18 protein-coding genes and 1 pseudogene are annotated in these 21,116 nt (G+C 72.2%); 14 read left to right on the top strand and 5 right to left on the bottom strand.

What is annotated here, in order from left to right:
• The first annotated feature begins 83 nt into the window (after positions 1-83).
• On the top strand, positions 84-1,736 hold the full coding sequence (locus IEZ07_RS18985) for a YifB family Mg chelatase-like AAA ATPase (RefSeq protein ID WP_191895949.1): 1,653 nt from the start codon (positions 84-86) through the stop codon (positions 1,734-1,736).
• The gene (dprA, locus tag IEZ07_RS18990) at positions 1,733-2,920 is read left to right on the top strand and encodes a DNA-processing protein DprA (protein WP_239320113.1); all 1,188 of its coding nucleotides are present in this window, start codon (positions 1,733-1,735) and stop codon (positions 2,918-2,920) included. Before IEZ07_RS18985 ends, dprA begins: the two co-directional genes overlap by 4 nt.
• A gap of 62 nt (positions 2,921-2,982) precedes the next feature.
• On the opposite strand, the gene IEZ07_RS18995 is transcribed toward dprA, so the two are convergent.
• Positions 2,983-3,531, bottom strand: coding sequence for a murein hydrolase activator EnvC family protein (locus tag IEZ07_RS18995; protein ID WP_239320111.1), 549 nt, complete (start codon positions 3,529-3,531; stop codon positions 2,983-2,985).
• Positions 3,532-4,051: 520 nt separating this feature from the next.
• Between IEZ07_RS18995 and rpsB the strand changes: the two genes are divergently transcribed.
• The 5 genes from rpsB (at position 4,052) to IEZ07_RS19020 (ending at position 8,434) form a co-directional block, all read left to right on the top strand.
• Positions 4,052-4,966: a 30S ribosomal protein S2 gene (gene rpsB / locus IEZ07_RS19000; protein WP_191895951.1), complete on the top strand. Its 915-nt coding sequence runs from the start codon at positions 4,052-4,054 to the stop codon at positions 4,964-4,966.
• A gap of 144 nt (positions 4,967-5,110) precedes the next feature.
• Entirely contained in the window at positions 5,111-5,944 is an 834-nt protein-coding gene (tsf, locus tag IEZ07_RS19005; RefSeq protein WP_191895952.1) for a translation elongation factor Ts, read from the top strand.
• A gap of 122 nt (positions 5,945-6,066) precedes the next feature.
• The gene (gene pyrH / locus IEZ07_RS19010) at positions 6,067-6,765 is read left to right on the top strand and encodes a UMP kinase (protein WP_068895108.1); all 699 of its coding nucleotides are present in this window, start codon (positions 6,067-6,069) and stop codon (positions 6,763-6,765) included.
• Between the two features lie 214 nt (positions 6,766-6,979).
• Positions 6,980-7,537 carry a ribosome recycling factor gene (gene frr, locus IEZ07_RS19015; RefSeq protein ID WP_084008056.1) on the top strand — a complete coding sequence of 186 codons (558 nt, stop codon included), beginning with the start codon at positions 6,980-6,982 and terminating at the stop codon, positions 7,535-7,537.
• A gap of 75 nt (positions 7,538-7,612) precedes the next feature.
• A complete protein-coding gene (locus IEZ07_RS19020) occupies positions 7,613-8,434 on the top strand; it encodes a phosphatidate cytidylyltransferase (RefSeq protein ID WP_068895110.1) in 822 nt (273 codons plus the stop codon).
• A 32-nt stretch (positions 8,435-8,466) separates the two neighbouring features.
• Here IEZ07_RS19020 and IEZ07_RS19025 read toward each other — a convergent pair whose 3' ends face one another.
• Positions 8,467-9,549 carry a suppressor of fused domain protein gene (locus tag IEZ07_RS19025; protein ID WP_191895954.1) on the bottom strand — a complete coding sequence of 361 codons (1,083 nt, stop codon included), beginning with the start codon at positions 9,547-9,549 and terminating at the stop codon, positions 8,467-8,469.
• A 72-nt stretch (positions 9,550-9,621) separates the two neighbouring features.
• Here IEZ07_RS19025 and rlmN point away from each other — a divergent pair, with 72 nt between their 5' ends.
• The 3 genes from rlmN (at position 9,622) to IEZ07_RS19040 (ending at position 13,913) form a co-directional block, all read left to right on the top strand.
• Positions 9,622-10,746 (top strand): dual-specificity RNA methyltransferase RlmN, encoded by a 1,125-nt coding sequence (rlmN, locus tag IEZ07_RS19030; RefSeq protein WP_068895330.1) that lies wholly within the window; start codon positions 9,622-9,624, stop codon positions 10,744-10,746.
• A 93-nt stretch (positions 10,747-10,839) separates the two neighbouring features.
• The gene (locus tag IEZ07_RS19035) at positions 10,840-11,436 is read left to right on the top strand and encodes a hypothetical protein (RefSeq protein ID WP_191895955.1); all 597 of its coding nucleotides are present in this window, start codon (positions 10,840-10,842) and stop codon (positions 11,434-11,436) included.
• Between the two features lie 116 nt (positions 11,437-11,552).
• The gene (locus IEZ07_RS19040; protein WP_191895956.1) at positions 11,553-13,913 is read left to right on the top strand and encodes a WD40 repeat domain-containing serine/threonine protein kinase; all 2,361 of its coding nucleotides are present in this window, start codon (positions 11,553-11,555) and stop codon (positions 13,911-13,913) included.
• 99 nt (positions 13,914-14,012) lie between these two features.
• Here the strand turns inward: IEZ07_RS19040 and IEZ07_RS19045 are convergent, their stop codons facing one another.
• Together IEZ07_RS19045 and IEZ07_RS19050 are read right to left on the bottom strand one after the other, a co-directional pair.
• Entirely contained in the window at positions 14,013-14,687 is a 675-nt protein-coding gene (locus IEZ07_RS19045) for a hypothetical protein (protein WP_191895957.1), read from the bottom strand.
• Positions 14,688-14,847: 160 nt separating this feature from the next.
• Positions 14,848-15,558 carry an ATP-binding cassette domain-containing protein gene (locus IEZ07_RS19050; protein ID WP_191895958.1) on the bottom strand — a complete coding sequence of 237 codons (711 nt, stop codon included), beginning with the start codon at positions 15,556-15,558 and terminating at the stop codon, positions 14,848-14,850.
• A 101-nt stretch (positions 15,559-15,659) separates the two neighbouring features.
• On the opposite strand from IEZ07_RS19050, the gene IEZ07_RS19055 reads away from it, so the two are divergent.
• Complete coding sequence (locus IEZ07_RS19055) at positions 15,660-16,541, top strand: DivIVA domain-containing protein (protein WP_191895959.1); 882 nt, start codon at positions 15,660-15,662, stop codon at positions 16,539-16,541.
• A 51-nt stretch (positions 16,542-16,592) separates the two neighbouring features.
• On the opposite strand, the gene IEZ07_RS19060 is transcribed toward IEZ07_RS19055, so the two are convergent.
• Positions 16,593-17,087 (bottom strand): Lrp/AsnC family transcriptional regulator, encoded by a 495-nt coding sequence (locus IEZ07_RS19060; protein ID WP_191895960.1) that lies wholly within the window; start codon positions 17,085-17,087, stop codon positions 16,593-16,595.
• A 195-nt stretch (positions 17,088-17,282) separates the two neighbouring features.
• Here IEZ07_RS19060 and IEZ07_RS19065 point away from each other — a divergent pair, with 195 nt between their 5' ends.
• From IEZ07_RS19065 to IEZ07_RS19075, 3 genes and pseudogenes are all read left to right on the top strand, one after another.
• Entirely contained in the window at positions 17,283-18,716 is a 1,434-nt protein-coding gene (locus IEZ07_RS19065) for a gamma-aminobutyraldehyde dehydrogenase (RefSeq protein WP_068895125.1), read from the top strand.
• A 26-nt stretch (positions 18,717-18,742) separates the two neighbouring features.
• Positions 18,743-19,863 (top strand): annotated as a pseudogene (locus tag IEZ07_RS19070) (ABC transporter ATP-binding protein).
• A gap of 8 nt (positions 19,864-19,871) precedes the next feature.
• Positions 19,872-21,113 carry a polyamine ABC transporter substrate-binding protein gene (locus tag IEZ07_RS19075; RefSeq protein WP_191895961.1) on the top strand — a complete coding sequence of 414 codons (1,242 nt, stop codon included), beginning with the start codon at positions 19,872-19,874 and terminating at the stop codon, positions 21,111-21,113.
• Positions 21,114-21,116: the final 3 nt, after the last annotated feature.

The raw sequence follows: 21,116 nt of genomic DNA on the forward strand, positions 1-21,116 counted from the left end.
GGGTGCCCTGCGGACCGTCGTCCGGGCGGCCGGACGCCCCCGGGCTGTCATGGATCGTCCGCCCCGCCCCGGGGGTGGTGTGAGTGACCGTCGCACGCACACGCTGCGTCTGCCTGATCGGGGTCACCGGGCACGTGGTCGACGTCGAGGCCGACGTCGGCAGCGGCGTGGCGGGCACGCATCTGATCGGCATGCTCGACACCGCGCTGAGCGAGGCGCGCGACCGGGTCCGCTCGGCGGTGGTCAACAGCCGTCACGCCTGGCCGGACGCGCGCATCACCGTCAGCCTGTTCCCCGCGAGCCTGCCCAAGCGCGGCAGCATGTTCGACCTGGCGATCGCGGTGGCGCTGCTCGCCGCGGCGGGGATCGTGCCCAGGCAGCGGGTCGCGCCGTTGTTCTTCCTCGGTGAGCTCGGTCTCGACGGGTCGGTCAGACCGGTGCGGGGCGTGCTCCCCGCCGTGCTGGCCGCGGTCGTCGCCGGCGCCCGCACGGTCGTCGTCCCCGCGGGCAACGCGGCCGAGGCCGGCCTGGTGCCGGACGTGACGGTGGTCCCGGTCCGGGCGCTGGGCGACCTGGTGGGCTGGCTGCGTGCTGACGACCCCGGTGGCCCGCCCCGTTCCGGTGGTGTCCCGGCGGCCGTCGGGACCGGGTCCGGCCAGGGGAGCGGAGCCGGCGTCCCGGATGGTTCGCACGGCTGGGACGGTCCGGGACCGCCAGGCGAACCGGGCGGGCCGGGCGGCTCGGGACCGTCCGAAGGGTCGGGAGCCGCCGAGGCCGCTCCCGACCTGAGCGACGTGGCCGGTCAGCCCTTCGCCCGCCGGGCCCTGGAGATCTGCGCCGCCGGAGGCCACAACCTCTGGATGCTGGGAGCACCGGGGACCGGTAAGACCATGCTCGCCGAACGGCTCCCGACCCTCCTCCCGGCCCTGGAACGCGACCAGGCGCTCGAGGTGACGGCGATCCACTCGGTCGCCGGGACGCTCCCGGCCGACCGGCCGATGCTGACCCGTCCTCCCTTCATGGCACCGCATCACACGGCGACCATCGCGGCCGTCATCGGCGGCGGCAGCGGGGCGATCCGGCCGGGTGCGGTCTCGCTGGCCCACGGAGGGGTCCTGTTCCTGGACGAGGCCCCCGAATTCGCGATGAGCGTCCTCGACGCGCTCCGCCAGCCCCTCGAGTCGGGCCGGGTGACGGTGTCCAGGTCGCTGGGCTCGGTCACGTTCCCGGCCAGGTTCATGCTCGTGCTGGCGGCCAACCCGTGCCCGTGCGCGCAGCCGTCCCGGCCGGAGGAGCCCTGCCGGTGCTCCCCCAGCGCCCGTCGCCGCTATCTGGCCCGGCTCTCCGGCCCGTTGCTGGACCGCGTCGACGTCAAGGTGACGCTGGTGCGGGCGACCCGGCGGGAGCTGCTCGCCGACCGGCGGTTCATCGAGCCGAGCCGGACGGTGGCCGAGCGGGTGCTCCTGGCCAGGGAACGGGCCGCGAAGCGGTTCGCGGGCAGGCCCTGGAGACGCAACGCGGAGGTGCCCACCAGGGTCCTGCACACCGACTACCGACTGCCGGCGAAGGTGATGTCACCGCTGCTGAGATGCCTGGACAACGGCGTGCTGAGCGCCCGGGGACTGGACCGGGTGCTCAGGGTCGCCTGGACGCTGGCGGATCTGAAGGACGGCGGCAGACCCAGGGCCGAGGAGGTCAACGCGGCGCTCGGGTTGTGGCTGGGGGAGGAACGGTGAGGGAACGGCTCGCACGGGTCACGTTGATGCGGCTGGCCGAGCCCGGTGACGCGGTGATGGGCAGGCTCGTGGCCTCCTGCGGTCCGGAGGCGGCCGTCGAGCAGGTCCGGAGGGGGACTCTGGACCCGGAGTTCGTCCGGTGGTTCGCGAGCACCCGGCGCGGACGCTCGGCAGAAGGCACAGGGGAGGCGGGCGCGCGGCTCGACCGGATCCTCGCCGCCTGGGCGGCCCGGCTGGAGGCGGCGGACCCCGCCGGAGACCTGGCCGCGGGCGAGCGGGCGGGAGCCCGCCTGATCGTGCCGGGCGAGCCGGAGTGGCCCACCCAGCTGGACGACCTGCTGGACTCCCGGCCCCATGCCCTGTGGCTGCACGGGCAGGCGAACCTGCGCTTCGCCTGCATCCGGTCGGTCGCGATCGTCGGCTCCAGGGCCGCCACTCCCTACGGGGCGCATGTCGCGGCGGAGTTCGGTGCGGGGCTCAGCGAGCGGGGACACGGGGTGGTCTCCGGAGGTGCGTACGGCGTCGACGGCGCCGCCCACCGCGGAGCTCTCGCAGGAGGCACGCCCACCGTCGCCGTGCTCGCCTGCGGCACCGACGTCTCCTATCCCAGCGCGCACCACGACCTGTTCGAGGTCGTGCGGACCCGGGGTCTGCTGGTGAGCGAGAGTCCCATGGGGGTGCGGCCCACCCGGCCGCGTTTCCTCGTCCGCAACCGGATCATCGCCGCGCTGGCCCGGGGGACGGTGGTCATCGAGGCGGCCGTGCGCAGCGGGGCGCTCAACACGGCCGGTCACGCGGTCGCATTGAACCGGATCCTGGCCGCTGTGCCGGGGCCGGTGACCTCCGACACCTCCACCGGGTGCCACCGGCTGATCCGCCAGGGCGCGGCGACCTGCGTCACCACCCCGGCGGAGATGGCCGAGTTGGTCGGAGCCATCGGAAGCGACCTGGCTCCCGAGCCGAGAGGTCCGGTGCTCCCGCGCGACCGGCTCGCTCCCGAGGTCCGCCGGGTCCTGGAGGCGGTGCCCGCGCGGGCCGGGGTGGGCCCGGCGGTGATCGCGGTGGAGGCGGGTGTCGATCTGCAGACCGTGCTCTCCTGCCTGGGCGGGCTGGCCGCCGCCGGGTACGTCGAGAAGACCTCCCGGGGCTGGCGCCTGTGCCCGGAGAAGCCTTCCTCCGGGTAGGAGGGCCGGCGGACCGGTGCCGTCAGGGGACTCCGGATGGGAGGGCGGGCGGACCGGTGCTGTCAGGGGACTCCGCCGGTCGGCAGCGGCAGCGGCAGGAGCCGGACCTGGCCGTGGCCCAGGAGGAGCAGCGGGTCGAGATAGCGCCGGTCGTGGAGCAGGCCCCAGTGCAGGCAGCCGGTCGGGCAGTGCCCGGGCGCGTCTTCGACCGTGCCGATGGCCTCGCCCCGTTCGACCACCTGGCCGCGCCGCACCGACGCACGGACCGGGAGGTAGGTGGTGCGCAGGCCTGCGGAGTGGAGCACGGTGACGACACCGCGTCCGGCGAGGGGACCGGCGTAGCCGACCGTTCCCGGGCCCGCCGCGTGGACCGGGGTGCCGGAGGGCGCGGCGAGGTCGACGCCCCGGTGCCCGGGGAGCCAGGGCTGGGAGGGAGGCGCGAAGGCCCGCAGGATCCGGGGGCGGCCGGGGAGCGGCCACGCCCAGCGCGACGCGGCCGCCGGCCCGCTCCGGGGCGTCTCCGCCGGCGTGACCGGCGGTTCAGGCGCGGCGGGCTCCGCGCTCGCGGGGCTCGGGGAGGGGCGCTCGGACGCGGCCGCCCGGTCCGTCACGCGATCCGCCGCGCGCTCCGTCGCACGGGTCGTGTCGGTGGGGCCCGGAGACGCGGCCAGGAGAGCCGGCAGAAGGGCCAGGGCAGGGAGGGAACGGGAGATCACAGGCGCAAGCATGAACAGCGAAGGCCGCTCGCGCTGCGGTGAACGGGATTCTGTGGACGAACCGGCGGTGTTGTGGACGTGGCGGGGGTGGAGGCGGACCGGGGGCGTCATGGACGTGGCGGGGCCGACCGGCAGGTGTGTTCCGTCTTCCGGACCGGGAGCCGGGGTCGCCTCCACGCGGTGGTCGGGCGTGGTTTGACCCTGAAAGGTCAGGGTGCGGCGCCGCGGCGGGTACACTTTCCGATGGCCTGTAACTCACGGGCTGACTTCGCATGCCCCATCCGGGGCCGTTTCCCTCGGTCCGGGCGAGAGCCCGGCTGGAGCGGTCCGGGGGCATCAGGGCGGTGGCCGAAGGCCGCCGCGTCAACCGAGAACAGCGCTCAGCGATGGGCGCCCCGACCTGGAGGACAATCACATGTCCACCCCCGTCGTCACCATGCGACAGCTGCTCGAGAGCGGCGTGCACTTCGGTCACCAGACCCGGCGCTGGAACCCGAAGATGAAGCGCTTCATCTTCACCGAGCGCAACGGCATCTACATCATCGACCTGCAGAAGTCGCTCGCCTTCATCGACCGGGCGTACGACTTCGTCAAGGAGACCGTCGCGCACGGCGGCACGATCATGTTCATCGGCACGAAGAAGCAGGCGCAGGAGGCCATCGCCGAGCAGGCCGCCCGCGTCGGCATGCCGTACGTCAACCAGCGCTGGCTGGGCGGCATGCTCACCAACTTCTCCACCGTGCACAAGAGGCTCCAGCGCCTCAAGGAGCTCGAGGAGCTCGACTTCGACAACGTCGCCGCGTCGGGGCTCACCAAGAAGGAGCTCCTCATGCGCCGCCGCGAGAAGGAGAAGCTGGAGCGCACCCTCGGCGGCATCCGCGACATGTCCCGCGTGCCCAGCGCGGTGTGGGTCGTCGACACCAAGAAGGAGCACATCGGGATCAGCGAGGCCCGCAAGCTGAACATCCCGGTCGTCGCGATCCTCGACACCAACTGCGACCCCGACGAGGTCGACTACCCGATCCCGGGTAACGACGACGCCATCCGCGCCGTCGGCCTGCTGACCCGCGTCGTCGCCGACGCCGTCGCCGCCGGCCTCATGGCTCGTGCCGGTGCGGCCCGCGGCGGCGAGGACAAGCCGGCCGTCGCCGGTGGCGCCGAGCCGCTGGCCGAGTGGGAGCAGGAGCTTCTCGCGGGCGCCCCCGAGGCCGAGGCCGCCCCGGCCGCCGACGCGGAGGCCGCTCCGGCCGCCGAGGCCGAGGCCGCTCCGGCGGCTGAGAACGACGCCGACGCGGAGGCCGCTCCGGCCGCCGACGCCGAGCAGGCCTAGTTCCTCCTCGTACGGCGCAGCCGTACGACTCGCAAGGCCCTTTCCGGGTGGGCGTGCCCGTCACGGGGACGCCCACCCGATCCACCCAGCCTGATCTCATGCCGACTCCCTGAGATCAGTGACGACTCCCACGAGGAAAAGACAATGGCTTCCGTGAACATGGCCGACGTCAAGCGGCTTCGTGAGCTGACCGCGGCCGGCATGATGGACTGCAAGAAGGCTCTGGAGGAGTCCGAGGGCGACTTCGACCGCGCCGTCGAGCTCCTGCGCCTCAAGGGCGCCAAGGACGTCGGCAAGCGCGAGGCGCGCACCGCCTCCAACGGCCTGGTCGCCCTGAAGCAGGACGGCGACTCCGTCGCCGCGCTGCTGGAGCTCAACTGCGAGACCGACTTCGTGGCCAAGGGCGAGCGCTTCCAGGAGGTCGCGGCGCAGGTCGTCGAGCACGTCCTGGCGACCAAGCCGGCCGACGTCCCCGCCCTGCTCGAGTCGCAGCTCAACGGCAAGACCGTCAAGGAGCTGCTGGACGAGACCAACGCCGCGCTCGGTGAGAAGATCGAGATCCGGCGCTTCGCGGTCCTCGAGGGCGGCTACGTCGGTGCCTACATGCACCGGACCGACCCGCAGCTCCCCCCGGCGGTCGGTGTCCTCGTGCAGCTCGACACCGCCAACGCCCAGGTCGCCAAGGACATCGCGCAGCACGCCGCCGCGATGGCTCCCAAGTACCTCAGCGCCGAGCAGGTCCCCGCGGACGTCATCGAGAAGGAGCGCGCGCTCTTCGAGGAGATGACCCGCGAGGAGGGCAAGCCCGAGGCCGCCATCGGCAAGATCGTCGACGGCCGCGTCAACGGCTGGTACAAGGACTTCACCCTGCTCCAGCAGGCGTTCGTCAAGGACAACAAGAAGTCCATCCAGAAGTTCGCCGAGGAGAACGGCGTCAAGGTCGAGGCCTTCGTCCGCTTCAAGGTCGGCCAGGCTTAGGCTTAGACCAGCTTCTCTCAGCAGAACACCCCTACGAGGAGGCCGCCGTCGTGCAGGAGAATCCAGAACCCGCTGCGTCGGCGGTTTCGTCGTATGCGGGCCCGCTTCGCTGGAAGCGCGTCATGCTGAAGCTGTCCGGCGAGGCCTTCGCCGGCAGCGAGCCGATGGGCATCGACCCGGTCGTGGTCGGCCACCTGGCCGACTCGATCGCGGAGGCGGTCCGCGGCGGCGTGCAGGTCGCGGTCGTGGTCGGCGGGGGCAACATGTTCCGCGGCGCGGCCCTGTCCGCGGGCGGCATGGACCGCGCCCGGGCCGACTACATGGGCATGCTCAGCACCGTCATCAACTGCCTGGCGCTCCAGGACTTCCTGGAGAAGCGGGGCATCGAGACCCGCGTCCAGACAGCCATCACCATGCAGCAGGTGGCCGAGCCCTTCCTGCCCCGCCGCGCCATCCGCCACCTCGAGAAGGGGCGGGTGGTGATCTTCGGCGCGGGACTGGGCTCGCCGTTCTTCTCCACCGACACCTGCGCCGCCCAGCGCGCGCTGGAGATCGGCGCCCAGGCGCTGCTCAAGGGCACCCAGGTGGACGGCGTCTACGACGCCGACCCCCGGAAGAACCCCGACGCCGTCAGGTTCGATCACCTCGAATATGGTGAGGTGCTGACCCGCGGCCTCGGCGTCATGGACGCCACCGCCATCAGCCTCTGCATGGACAACGGCCTGCCGATCGTCGTCTTCGACCTCATGGGCGAGGGCAACATCCTGCGGGCGGTGCACGGTGAGAAGATCGGCACACTCGTGAGCCCGGCAGGGAAATAGGAAGCGAACCTGACGAGCGAGCGGAGCGGTACGCGACGGAGGAGCGGCCCGCGAAGCGCGCGAGGAGGGCGAGCGACCAGAAGACAGGGAGCGAGCCCGACGGAGCGAGCGGAGCGGTACGCGGCACGGGTCCGCCGGAGGTGATCCTCCGGCGGGCGGCGGCCCGCGAAGCGCGTGAGGAATGGTGAGTGACCCAGAAGACTAGGGAGCCGCTGTGATCGACGAAACCCTCCTCGAAGCCGAGGAAAAGATGGACAAGGCCATTGGGGTGGCGAAGGACGACTTCGCCGGCATCCGCACGGGCCGCGTCACCCCGTCGATGTTCAACAAGATCAGCGCTGAGTACTACGGGACGATCACTCCCATTCAGCAGCTGGCCTCGTTCCACGTCCCCGAGGCTCGCATGGTCATCATCCAGCCCTACGACAAGGGCTCGATGGCCGCGATCGAGCGGGCGATCCGAGACTCCGACCTGGGCGTCAACCCGGGCAACGACGGCAACGTCATCCGGGTGGCCTTCCCCGAGCTGTCGGAGGAGCGCCGCAAGGAGTACATCAAGGTCGCCCGTACCAAGGCCGAGCAGTCCAAGGTCTCGGTGCGCAACATCCGCCGTCACGCCAAGGAGGCCCTCGACAAGCTGGTCAAGGACGGCGAGGCCGGCGAGGACGAGGTGCGTCGCGCGGAGAAGGAGCTCGACGACCTGACCCAGAAGCATGTCGCCAAGATCGACGAGCTGCTCAAGCACAAGGAAGCCGAGCTGCTCGAAGTCTGAGCCCGATCCTTGTCCTGCGCGGGCACTCCGCGCGGGACAAGGATTTTGTGTATGTGTGTATGAGAGTGGGACCCCTTGGAATCTGCGGCGGGCGGTAGCCGTACCGGCCGGAATCTCCCTGCCGCGGTCGCGGTCGGGGCCGGTCTGGGAGCGGCGGTCATCCTCTCCCTCTACTACGTCGAGGAGCTCTTCCTCGCCGTGGTGCTCGTGGCGGTGGGCGCCGGGGTGGTGGAGCTGGTCCGGTCGCTCGCGACCAGGGACATCCGCGTCCCGGCGGTCCCGGTGCTGGCCGCGCTGGCCGCGATGCTCGCCGGGGGCTACTGGGGCGGGCCGGTCTGGCTCGTCGGCGTCTTCGCGGCGGCCCTGCTGGTCCTGATGATCTGGCGGATGTTCGCCGGAACCGAGGGCTACGTCCGCGACACCGCCGCGACGGTCCTGGTCACCGCCTACCCGGCGCTGCTCGCCGGGTTCGTGGCGCTGCTGCTCGCCCAGGACCAGGGGCCGGACCGGGTGGTGGTCTTCATCGCCACCACCGTCGCCAGCGACATCGGCGGCTACTTCGCCGGAGTGCTCTTCGGCCGGCACAAGATGTCCCCGGTGATCAGCCCGAAGAAGACCTGGGAGGGCTTCGCGGGATCGGCGCTGGCCTGCATGGCCGTCGGCGGCTGGCTGACGGCGTGGCTGCTGGAGGCCGAGGTCTGGAAGGGCGTGCTGATCGGCGCGGTCGTCGTGGTCGCCGCCACGCTCGGCGACCTGGTCGAGTCGGTGATCAAGCGGGATCTCGGGATCAAGGACATGAGCAGCGTGCTGCCCGGTCACGGCGGGATGATGGACCGCCTCGACTCCCTCGTCGCCGCGCTCATCCCGGTCTGGGCGCTGCTCACCCTGCTGGTCTGAACGCCCGGTGGCCGCCCCGCGCCGGCGGCCGGTCAGCCCGTCCGCAGGAGCCGGTCGGCCGAGAGCCGGGGCGCCAGAGCCTGATAGCCGTCCGACGCCGTCAGCCGGAGCTCGCCCGCGGTGACCGGGAGCAGCCAGAGCCAGCGCACGGCGTCCCCGCCGAAGGTGAAGCCCGACAGATCCGGCAGGCCGCGCAGCCGGGAGAGCAGGACGACGCCGCTGTAGTCCGGCCCCAGCGGGAACGTCTCCGGCCGGTGGTACCAGTGGGCGGTGTGGCCGTCACCGAGCCAGGTGACCGAATGCCACGGATACTGGCCCAGCCAGACCAGCAGCCGGGCGGCCTCCCGGGGGTCCCCGCGGGTGGCGGTGGCGAGCTCGATCCTGGCGTAGGCGTCGGGCCGGTCGATGTACCGCTCGACCGAGGGCATGCGCTGGCAGCTCATGCCGACGGTGGACAGGATCGTGTGCCCGCGGCCCCGCTCCGGCGGACGCTCGGTGATGCCCACGGTGGGCAGCCGCCCGCCGCCCGCGTCCCAGAACCGGCCCGCCGATCCGACGGCCCGGTCCAGGTGGCCCATCACGAACTGCTGGAACGAGGCCCAGGCGCCGTCGCCCGCGCGCCACTCCCAGTAGGAGCGGGCCGCCGTCAGGCGCGGAGCCAGCTCGTCGCGGGCGTCCGCCAGCGACCAGGCGAACGGCGTCCCACCGATCATGTCGCGTGCGTATCCCGGCATGCCCCTGCCGATGTCGGCCCAGCCCGGAATGACCGCGAGGAGCTCGTCGTTCTCGTAGAGGGCGACGCCGTCGCCCTCCTCGAACCAGAGAGGCCGGAGGGACCCCAGCGGCGGTCTGCCCGAGGGGTGCCGGGTGTTCGCCCGGGGCGCCACGGGAGGCAGCCCGGCATCCAGGCGGACCGGGTCGGCCGAGGGCGGGGCGGGCACGTGGTTGGCCAGCCAGACCGCTCCGTGCACGGTGCCGCCGGACGCGCACAGGTAAGCTACCGAGGACATCTCGTCGCGCTCGACCACCAGGGTCCGGCTCCCGTAGGGATTGACGTCGGTGAGCACGACCTCGACGCCGTCTCCCCTCGTCTCTGAGGGGCGGAATGTCGCCATACCTCCGGACTCTAGATCAGGGTCGAGCACCGCTTCGAGTATTCGCGCAACCGTCGAGAGAAGGCATTGGACGTGTCGACCACCAGCCAGACCGGGACCCCCGCCCCCGGCCAGCTCACCTTCGTGGCGCCCCGCCGGGCCAAGCCCGCGCGCCACCTGGCCGACCTGACCATGGCCGAGCGCCGGGCCGCGGTCGCCGAGCTGGGGGAGAAGCCGTTCCGCGCCGACCAGCTCTCACGGCACTACTTCGACCGCCTCAACGGCGACCCGGCCACGATGACCGACCTGCCCGCCGCGGCGCGCGAGAAGCTCGGCAGCGCCCTGTTCCCGCAGCTGCTGACGCCGGTCCGGGAGATCACCTGCGACGGCGGCACCACCCGCAAGACGCTGTGGCGGCTGTTCGACGGCGCGCTGGTCGAGTCCGTGCTCATGCGCTACAGCGACCGCACCACGATGTGCGTCTCCTCACAGGCGGGCTGCGGCATGAACTGCCCGTTCTGCGCCACCGGCCAGGCGGGCCTGACCCGGAACATGTCGACGGCCGAGATCGTCGAGCAGGTCGTCGCCGGGGCGCGCGAGCTGGCGGGCGGCGAGGTCCCCGGCGGCCCCGGCCGGGTCAGCAACGTGGTCTTCATGGGCATGGGCGAGCCGCTGGCCAACTACAAGGCCGTCATCGGCGCGGTCCGCCGGCTGGTCGAGCCCGCCCCCGAGGGCCTGGGCATCTCCGCCCGGGGCGTCACGGTCTCCACCGTCGGCCTGGTACCCGCGATCGGCAAGCTCGCCGCCGAGGGGCTGCCGGTGACGCTGGCGGTCTCCCTGCACGCCCCCGACGACGAGCTCCGCGACACCCTGGTGCCGATCAACACCCGGTGGAAGGTCGCCGAGGTGCTCGACGCGGCCTGGGACTACGCCGCGAGGACCAAGCGCCGCGTCTCCATCGAGTACGCCCTGATCAAGGACATCAACGACCAGGAGTGGCGGGCCGACCTGCTCGGCAAGCTCATCAGGAACAAGCTCGTGCACGTCAACCTGATCCCGCTCAACCCCACCCCCGGTTCCAAGTGGACGGCCTCGCGCCCCGAGGACGAGCGGGCCTTCGTCCGCCGGCTGGAGTACCACGGCGTCCCGGTCACGGTCCGCGACACCCGCGGCCGCGAGATCGACGGCGCCTGCGGCCAGCTCGCCGCCGCCGAATAGGGGCCGCGACGGTCTTCCCGAACAGGATGCCGGGCACGGTCGTCACCAGAGGGATACAAGTGTCACGCAAGTGCCCTGCTGAATCCTCAGAGGGTGAACATCGTACGAATCTCCCTGACGGCGCTGATGGCAGGCGTCCTGACGGGATGCACCTATTCCGTTGAGGCCGACCTGACGGCCGGTTCCGCCGAGGCCGGCCCGACGGCCGGCACCGAGACGACCAAGGCGCCCGGCTCCTTCGCCGAGCCGTTCCCCGAGAGGCTGTTCACGATGGACCGCGTCTCCGTCGCGCCCGCCGCGGGAGACGACGCGATCCCGGACGGACCGCACCACAAGTCCGCCGGTGGGCAGCTCACCGTGACCTACCGGAGCGGTTCGGGGGTCACCGCGGGCCAGCAGGTCACCGCCACCGGATCGCAGGCCCAGGTGAGCGACCTCAAGGGCGCCCTGGACTGGCTGACCGGGAAGGCGGGCAAGCCCGCCGGCGCGAGGACGGACTGGGTCCCCGTGAGCCCCGGCTCGTCCCCCGCCGCGGCCGCCTGCCAGAACCTCGCCGAGGGGGAGGGCACCCGCTGCTACTGGGTCGACGCCGACACCGTGGGCTACCTGCACATGTCGAAGGAGGCCGCGCCGTACATCCCCTTCGGCAAGACCAGGATCGCGCTGGAGCAGCTGGAGGAGAAGCGGTGACGCGGCTCCGTCCCGCACCGTCCTGAGGCATGATCGGTCTGGGGGTTGCGGGTGGATGTGTCCGTCGCGTCCGCCCGCCGTACCGACTCGAGACCGCACGACGCCGGGAGACGCACATGCCGGGACCGCGACCGCCGCGTCCGGACGATCCGGTCCGGCTGGGGGAGTACCGCCTGCTCGGCCGCCTGGGCGAGGGCGGGCAGGGGGTCGTGCACCTCGGGGAGTCGCCGGCGGGGACGCGGGTCGCGATCAAGGTCCTGCACGCTCACGTCGCCGGTGACCCCGATGTCCGCAGGCGGTTCCTGCGCGAGGTGGAGGCGGCCCGCCGGGTGCCCCCGTTCTGCACGGCGCGCATCCTGGACGTCGGCACGGCCGGGGACCAGCCGTACGTGGTGAGCGAGTTCATCGACGGGGAGTCGCTGGAGCAGCGGGTCGGCTCGCGCGGGCCGCTCGATCCGCGCGACCTCGAACGGCTCGCGATCGGCACGGCCACCGCCCTGGCGGCGATCCACCGCTCCGGGATCGTCCACCGCGACTTCAAGCCCGCCAACGTCCTGCTCGGTCCCGACGGGCCGCGGGTGGTCGACTTCGGCATCGCGCGCAGCACGGACATGGCCACCACGTCCGTCAGCGTGATGGGCACCCCGCCGTACATGTCGCCCGAGCAGCTCTCCGGAGGGCGGCTGGGACCGCCCTCCGACCTGTTCAGCTGGGCCGGGACCATCCTGTTCGCCGGGACGGGCAGGACGCCGTTCGGCCGCGACGGCGCCCTGGCGGCGCTGATCTACCGGATCCTCCACCAGGAGTGCGACCTCACCGGCCTCCCGGCGGGCCTGAGGCCGGTCGTCGACCGCTGCCTGGCCAAGGCGCCCGAGCACCGTCCCACGGCCGAGGAGGTCCTGCTGGCGCTGGTCACCGGTGACGGGGCGGTGCGTTCCGGTACGGCGGCGCCCGCCGGAGGAGACCTGCTGAGCACGGCCATGGGACGGCTCGGGCAGCCGCCTCTGCAGGCCGGACCGTCTCCGCAGGCCGGACCGTCTCCGCAGGGACCGTCCGCGCCGGTGGGCGCACCGCCGTCGTCGGCCTGGCCGGCCTTCCCGCCGGAGGCGCAGCCGTCTCCGGCGATCGGGCCGCCCTCTCCGCAGGAGGCGTTCGGCCAGGGACGGTTCGGCGCGCAGTCCCCCACCGGTCCCTCCTGGACGGTGCAGCCGCCCACCGGCACCTCCCGGGCGGAGCCGCCGTCAGGCGGCGGGGTCCCGACCGCGCCGGCGGAGGGCGCCTTCCCCGTGGCGCCGCCCACCGGCCCCTCCCGGGGAGCGGAGGCCCCGCCGGGCGGGCTCTCCCGCCGGAGCCTGCTGATCGGCGGAGGGAGCGCGCTGGTCACCGGTGCGGTGACGGCGGCCGCGATCCTGCTCCCCCGCTATCTGCGGGAGGGGGCCGGGCCGGTCACCTCCTCGCCCGGGCCGGATCCGAGGGCCGCGAGCACCCCGCCCCCGTCCCCGTCGACCTCTGCGGCGACCTCTGCGGCCTCGGCCGGGCCGACGGCGTCCACGGCCGCCGCCACCCCGAGCCCGTCCCGGCTGATCACGTCGGGGCCGGGCGAGCCGCTGGTGCTGCGGAACGGCAACCTGGTGCAGGGCCTCGCGATCTCCGCCGACGGCCGTACGGTGGCCGCCGGGTGCTGGGACGGCAAGGTCCGGCTGTGGAAGGTCCCGGCCGGTGAGGTGACCGCCGAACTGGACGACCGCGAGTTCTACGTCCAGGGCGTGGCGCTGAGCCCGGACGGCCGGAGACTGGTCAGCGTCGGCGGGGTACGCGACACCGAGGCGCACGTGTGGGACGTGGCCTCCGGGCGGCGCGTCGGGAAGCCGGTGGTCGGCGCCTTCTTCGCGGGGTTCAGCCCCGGTGGGGAGCGGTTCGTCACCGGCAGCGGATTCGAGTGGGTCCGGCTCTGGCGGACCTCCGACCGCAGGCAGGAGGGCGCCTCCATGCGCCACGGCCAGCTGGTCGCCGGTGCGGCGTTCAGCCCCGACGGGCGGCTGCTGGCCACCGCCGGATGGGACCGCGCGGTACGGCTGTGGCGCACCTCCGGTAAAGCCGCCGGAGTGCTGAACGGCCACAAGGACCAGGTCAACGCCGTCGTCTTCCTCGACGGCACCACCCTGGCGAGCGCGGGCTACGACAAGGTGGTGCGGGTCTGGGACGTGGCCTCCCGGAAACCGGAGGGACCGGTGTTCAAGGGGTCCGGTTCGACGGTCAACGGCCTGGCGTGCAGCCCCGACGGGACCGTCCTGGCCGCCGGGACCGACGAGGACGGCGTCTGGCTGTGGGACGTCGCCACCCGCCGGAGCCTGCGGCCGCCCCTGCCTCTCGGCCAGGTCCACGCGGTGGCCTTCAGCGGCGACGGGCTCGTCCTGGCGGTGGCCGCCGGCAACGACGTGCTGCTGTACGACGTCGGCGGCCTGCGCGCCGCCTGAGGGGTCGCCGGGCGTTGCGCGGTCGCCGGGCGCGGTCAGGGGCGACCGTGGTCAGGGCCGGGCATGGTCAGGGCCGGGCGCGGTCAGGGGCGACCGTGGTCAGGGCCGGGTACGGCGGAGCCGCGCGTAGGCGAGGGTGCCGGCGGCGGCCCAGAAGAGGGTCGCGGCCGTGACCGGGAGCAGGACCGCGTCGAGGGTCCCGGCGTTGGCGGCGCGCATCCACGGCATGATCGGGACCGCGAACCCGGCGGCCGGGGTGAGGCTGAGCAGCAGCAGACCCAGGTAGCCGCCGAACAGCGTCAGCATCGAGGCCGCCGGGGAGGACAGGATCGGCCTGCTGGTCAGCGCGCCCAGGGCGGTCCCGGCGCTCAGGCCGAGCAGGTGCAGCACCACCCCCCTGGCGAGGTCGCCGGAGGAGGGGAGGACCGCGAAACCGTGGAGCAGCGGCAGCGCCACCGCGATCGCCGCCAGGCCGGCGTTGACGGCCAGCGCCGCGAGCAGCCCGGCGCGGACCTCCCGGCCGGGTCCTCCGGCCGCCGTCGTCGAGACCACCCGCTGGGCGGCGGGCTCGGTGTCGAGCAGCCCCCGGGCGGCCCAGGCGAAGACGACGATCAGCAGCCCGGCCGAGTCGGCGTAGGAGGCCAGCTGCTTGCCGTCCGGGACGACAGTCGAATAGAAGATCAGCATCATCGTGAACAGCACGAGCAGCGGTTGCAGCAGCCGGTGGGACCTGGCGTAGGCGGCCAGCTTGAACCGGGTGAGGGCGAAGGTCACCGGGCGCTCCGAGGGGTGCGGGCGGGGGTGCGGGCGGTCGTGGGGGTCTGCTCCCGCCTGCGGCGGTCCTGCTCCCGCCGGGTGACGCGGGTCTCGGCGGAGGGCTCCCCCGGCCCGCGGCGGTCCCGCCTCCGCCGGGGGCCGCGAGGGCCGCGGGCGCTCAGGAGATCCGCCTGGTGGTGTGGCCGTCGGCGCGGAGCTTCTGCTCGAGCTCGTCGGCCTCGGCGGCGTCCATGGTCACCTCGATGACCGCCCGGCGCGACCGCTCCCCGTCCCACGTGGCGACCGTGCCGTCCGCGACCAGCCAGCGGCCGGCGCCGGGGAAGTCGCGCAGCTGGTTCTGGTGGTCGCTGACCACGACCGCACCGCCGCGGGCGGCGATCTCGCCGATGATCACGGGAAGCTCGTCGCGGGTCTGCTCGTCGAGACCCGCGAAGGGCTCGTCCAGGATGAGCAGGCCGGGCGGGGCCAGCAGGGACTGGATCAGGCCGATCTTCTGCGCGCTGCCCTTGGACAGGTCGCCGAGCGGCCGGTCGAGCAGGTGGGTCGCGTTGAGCCGCTCGGCGAGCGCCGTACCGGAGGCGGGGGAGACGCGCCGGACCCCGGCCATGTGGGCGAGGTAGGCCGAGACGGTGAACGGCTGGTCCACCGGGAACACCTCGGGGGCGTATCCGACGACGGGGGGCCGCTCGGCGACCGAGCCCCGGGACGGCGGGACGACCCCGGCGAGCAGGCGCAGGAGCGTGGACTTCCCCGCCCCGTTGCGCCCGGTGACCTCGACGACGGATCCGGGGCGGAGGGAGAGCCCGACGTCCCGCAGGATCCAGGGACTCCGGCGGGAGTAGCGGAAGGACACGTCGGAAAGCCGCATAGGCCCGTCACCCTACCGCCGGGTCTCGCCTTGCGGGCTCTTGTCCCGCCAGAATGGGGATCACACGGGAACGCCGTATAAGGGACGGAAAGGATGCGGGGTTGAACCGCTTTCCACGGGTGCTGGGCGTGCGCTACGGCTATGACCCGGACCAGGTGGACGCGCTGATCCACCGGATCGAGAGCACCCTCGGCAGGGGCGCGCCGACCGACGCGCCGATCACCGCCGACGAGATCCGCGAGGCCCGCTTCCGGGTGAAGCTCGGCGGCTACAACGAGACCGCGGTGGACTACGCGCTGGACGCCTTCATCGTGGCGGTGGAGACGCTCGCGGCCGGGGAGCGCGCGGTGGAGAAGCGCGCGGTGGAGGCGCGTACGGCCGGTCACCACCCGGCCGAGGTCCCGGCGGGAGCGGGGAACGGCCCGCGGGACGGGACGCCGGACGAACAGGAAGCCGCCGTCACCCCACCGGTCTCGGCCGCGGTCCCGCCTGCCCCGCCCGCTCCGCCCGCGGTGGAGGAGGCGGCGACGGCTGCGCCGGCCGTCCAGGACCCGGAACGGGCCCGGACGCAGGACCCGGAACGGGATCAGGTGCAGGGCCCGGAGCAGGACCGGGCGCAGGACCCGGAACGGGCCCGGACGCAGGCCCCGGAGCGGCGTCCGGGCGCCGGGGAGGATGGGGGGCCGGGCGGTCCGGGAGGCGGGGAGCCCGTTCTCTCCGGGGAGGAGGAGGCCGCCAGGATCGAACGGGTCGCCTTCCGTGCGGGACGGCTGGGCATGGGCTATGACGAGGGGGAGGTGGACGTCTTCCTCGACCGGGTCGCGGCCACGCTGCGCGGGACCACCGACCAGCCGGTCACCCCCGACGACGTGCGCGAGGCCAGGTTCAGCACGGTCGTCTTCCGGCCGGGATACGCGGTGAGCCAGGTGGACGACTTCCTGCACGAGCTCGTCGGCGTCGTGGAGCGCCACCTCGGTCGCTGAGCGGTGGGCGTCCGTGTCCCAGGGGACCGCTGCGGGCGCCTCAGGAGACCGTCAGCGGGTGCCCCAGGAGTAGGTCTGCTTGTGGAGCTTGAGGTAGACGAAGGTCTCGGTCGCGCGGACGGTGGGGATGGCGCGGATCTTGCCGAGGATCTCCAGGAGGTGCTGGTCGCCCTCGCAGACCACCTCCACCATGATGTCGACGGACCCGGCGGTCAGCACGACGTAGTCGATCTCCTTGATGGCGGAGAGCTCGTCGGCCACCGTCTCCAGGTCGCCCTCGCACTTGATGCCGATCATGGCCTGGCGGGGGAAGCCGAGGGTCAGCGGGTCGGTCACCGCGACGATCTGCATGACGCCCGCGTCGAGCAGGCGCTGGACCCGCTGGCGGACCGCGGCCTCGGACAGGCCCACCGCTTTGCCGATCGCCGCGTACGGCTTGCGCCCGTCGCTCTGCAGCTGCTCGATGATCTGCTTGGAGATGTCGTCGAGCACGACGGGACCGGGCCTGCCGTCGTGGTCGCGGCGGACCTTCGGTGGCGTCGTCATGCGCGCGCTCCCTCGCGTCTGGATTGCGGGGCTGTCGCCGTCGGGTTACGGCTTCGATGCGACATGTTGTCAGCTATCGGCCTTCTGTCAAGCGATTCCGTAGCAATTTGGTATCTTCGCAACGAAATCCCTTGTCGTGACATTCCTGCTCTGTAAGAGTCGCGACAACTCAGCCCCCTTCACAGGAGGTCAACGGTGACCACCCGTCTGCAGAACTACGTCAACGGTGAGTTCGTGGACGCCAAGAGCGGCCGATTCTCCGACGTCATCGACCCGTGCACCGGGGAGGCCTACCTCCAGGCGCCGGTCTCCGGGGCGGAGGACGTCGATCAAGCCTACGCCGCCGCGGCCGCCGCGTTCGAGTCGTGGAGCCGGACCACTCCGGGCGAGCGCGCGAACCTGCTGCTCAAGGTCGCCGACGCGATCGAGGCGCGGGCCGGGGAGCTGAACGAGGCCGAGTGCCGCAACACCGGCAAGCCGCCGGCCCGGATGGCCGAGGACGAGACCCCGGTCGCCGCCGACCACTTCCGCTTCTTCGCCGGTGCCGCCCGCACCCTGGAGGGGCCGACGGCCGGCGAGTTCCTCGCCGACCACACCTCCGTCATCCGGCACGAGCCGATCGGCGTCGTGGGGCAGGTCACGCCCTGGAACTACCCGATGATGATGGCCGTCTGGAAGATCGCCCCCGCGCTCGCCGCAGGCAACACCGTGGTGCTCAAGCCGTCCGACACCACCCCGGTCTCCACGGTCAAGCTGGCCGAGATCATCGGCGAGGTCCTGCCGAGGGGCGTCTTCAACGTGGTCGTCGGCGACCGCGAGACCGGAGCCCTGGTCGTCGGCCACCCGGCCGCGCAGATGGTCGCGATCACCGGTTCGGTCGGCGCGGGCATGGCGGTGGCCAAGACCGCCGCCGAGGACCTCAAGCGGGTCCACCTGGAGCTCGGCGGCAAGGCCCCGGTCGTCGTCTTCGACGACGTCAAGGACCTGAAGGCCGCCGCGGAGTCCATCGCCACGGCCGGGCTCTACAACGCCGGGCAGGACTGCACCGCCGCCTGCCGGGTGCTGGTCCACGAGGACGTCCACGACGAGTTCGCCGCCGCGCTCGCCGAGGCCGCCGCGAACACCCGGACCGGCGACCTGTCCGACACCGAGGCCCTGTACGGCCCGCTCAACAACGCCGTCCAGCTGGAGCGCGTCGCGGGCTTCTTCGACCGGCTCCCCGGCCACGCCAAGGTCCTGACCGGCGGCCACCGGATCGGCGACCGGGGCTACTTCTTCGCCCCCACCGTCGTCGACGGCCTGCAGCAGGACGACGAGATGGTGCAGAACGAGGTCTTCGGCCCGGTGATCACCATCCAGACGTTCACCGACGAGGCCGACGCGGTGGCCAAGGCGAACGGCGTAAAGTACGGATTGTCTGGTTCGGTGTGGACCTCCGATCACGGCCGGGCGATGCGGATGTCGAAGCGGCTCGACTTCGGAGTCGTGTGGGTCAACACGCACATCCCGTTCGTCTCCGAGATGCCCCACGGAGGGTTCAAGCACTCGGGCTACGGCAAGGACCTGTCGGTCTTCGGCCTGCACGACTACCTCCGGGTCAAGCACGTCATGCACTACATCGGCGAATAGCCGCGAGACAGAGGGACGAGCCTGGTATGACCGAACCCCAGGCGGGCACGGAGGCGGCCGCGGCCGCCTCCGCCGCACCCCAGGTGCCCGCCATCGAGCTCGACGGAGTCGTCAAGGAGTACCTCGCCCGCGGTGAGGTCGTCCAGGCGGTCAAGGGGGTCACCCTGACGATCGCCGAGGGCGAGTTCTTCTCGCTCCTCGGCCCCTCCGGCTGCGGCAAGACCACCACCATGCGCATGGTCGCCGGCTTCGAGGAGCCGTCGCGCGGCACGGTGCGGCTGCACGGCCGGGACGTCACGAACGTTCCGCCCGACAAGCGCGACGTGAACATGGTCTTCCAGTCCTACGCGCTGTTCCCGCACATGAACGTCTGGGAGAACGTGGCCTTCGGCCTGAAGCGCAAGAAGGTCCCCGCGGCGGAGATCACCCGGCGGGTCGGCGAGATGCTGGAGATCGTCGACCTGACGGGCCGCGAGAAGCGCCGCCCCAGGGAGATGTCCGGCGGCCAGCGCTGGTCAACCGGCCCCGCGCGCTCCTGCTCGACGAGCCGCTCGGCGCCCTGGACCTCAAGCTCCGCCAGGCCATGCAGATCGAGCTCAAGCGCATCCAGCGCGAGGTCGGCATCACGTTCGTGTACGTCACCCACGACCAGAGCGAGGCGCTCACCATGAGCGACCGCATCGCCGTGATGAACGACGGCCTGGTCGAGCAGCTCGCCGGGCCCCGGGAGATCTACGAGCGGCCCGCCACCGCCTTCGTGGCCGGGTTCATCGGCACCTCCAACCTGCTCCGCGGCACCGTGGACCGGGTCGAGTCCGGCGCGGCGGTCCTGCGGCTGGGCCAGGAGGGCCGGGTCCTGGTCGCGGAGGCCCCGCACCGGGCCGGGGACGCGATCGCGGTCACCGTGCGCCCCGAGAAGATCACGATCTCCACCGAGGAGCCCGCCGGGGGCGTCAGCGCCGTGCGCGGGACCGTGTCCGAGGTGGTGTACCTGGGCCTGTACAACAGTTATGCGGTCAGCCTCGCCGACGGAGCCGAGGTCACCGTGTTCCAACAGAACGCGCTGGACAGCACGAGTACGGCGGAGCGTGGCGACGCCGTGTGGCTGTCGTGGCAGCCGCACCACTCGTACGCGATCGGAAGTTGAGCCCTCACATGGACCCCCGCACCACCCCCGCCTTCCTGCGCGGCATGACGCAGAGCCGCTCCGTGACCCGACGTGACGCCTTCCGCCTGGCCGGGCTGTCGGCCGCGGGCCTGGCCCTGTCGGCCTGCGGCGTGCAGGGCAAGAAGGCCGCGCCGCCGAAGAAGGACGCCGTCGCCGAGTACTGGGCGTCGAAGAAGAAGAACGGCACGCTGCGCTTCGCCAACTGGCCGCTCTACATCGACAAGGACGGCAAGAAGTACCCCTCGCTGGAGCTGTTCACCGCCGACACCGGCATCCAGGTGACCTACGCCGAGGCCATCCAGGAGATGCCCGCCTTCTTCGGCAAGATCCAGCCGCAGCTCGCCGCGGGCAACGACATCGGCCACGACCTGATGGTGCTGACCAACAGCATCCAGCTCAACCGGGCCATCCAGCTCGGCTACCTGGTCCCGCTCGACCACTCCAAACTGCCGAACTTCGCGGCCAACGCCGGCGCGCGCTTCAAGAACCCCGTCTGGGACCCGGGCAACACCTACACGGTCCCGTGGGCGGGCGGCATCACCGGCATCGCCTACAACCCCAAGTACGTCGACGAGGTCACCAGCATCGAGGACCTGTGGAACCCCAAGTACAAGGGGAAGGTCGGCATGATGACCGACACCCAGGAGGTCGCGAACTTCGGCATGTTCGCGCTGGGCATCGACCCCGACAAGTCCACCGAGGCCGATTGGAAGAAGGCCGGGGACAAGCTCCGGCAGCAGCGCGACGCGGGCCTGGTGCGCAAGTACTACGAGAACGACTACGTCGACGCGCTGGTCCGCGGCGACGTGTGGATCACCATGGCCTGGTCGGGTGACGTCTTCCAGCAGGTCGCCGAGGGCAAGGACCTGAGGTTCGTGGTGCCCGCCGAGGGCGGCACGATCTGGACCGACAACCTGTGCATCCCCAAGACCGCGCAGAACCCGGTGGACGCGCTGACGCTGATGGACTACGTCTACCAGCCCAAGATCGCCGCCATGCTGGTGGAGTACATCAACTACATCGCCCCGGTGCCCGCCACCAAGGACATCCTCACCGCCAAGGCGGCCACGGAGAAGGGCGAGGACAAGGAGTTCCTGGAGCAGGTGGCCGCCAGCCCGATGATCTACCCCTCCGACGCCGACATGGCGAAGCTGCGCTCGTACAAGACGTTGAGCCCGGCGGAGGAGAAGGTCTTCGAGGACATCTTCCAGCCCGTCACCCAGGGCTGAGAG

It is taken from the genome of Planomonospora parontospora, assembly GCA_014647935.1.
Classification (GTDB): domain Bacteria; phylum Actinomycetota; class Actinomycetes; order Streptosporangiales; family Streptosporangiaceae; genus Planomonospora; species Planomonospora parontospora.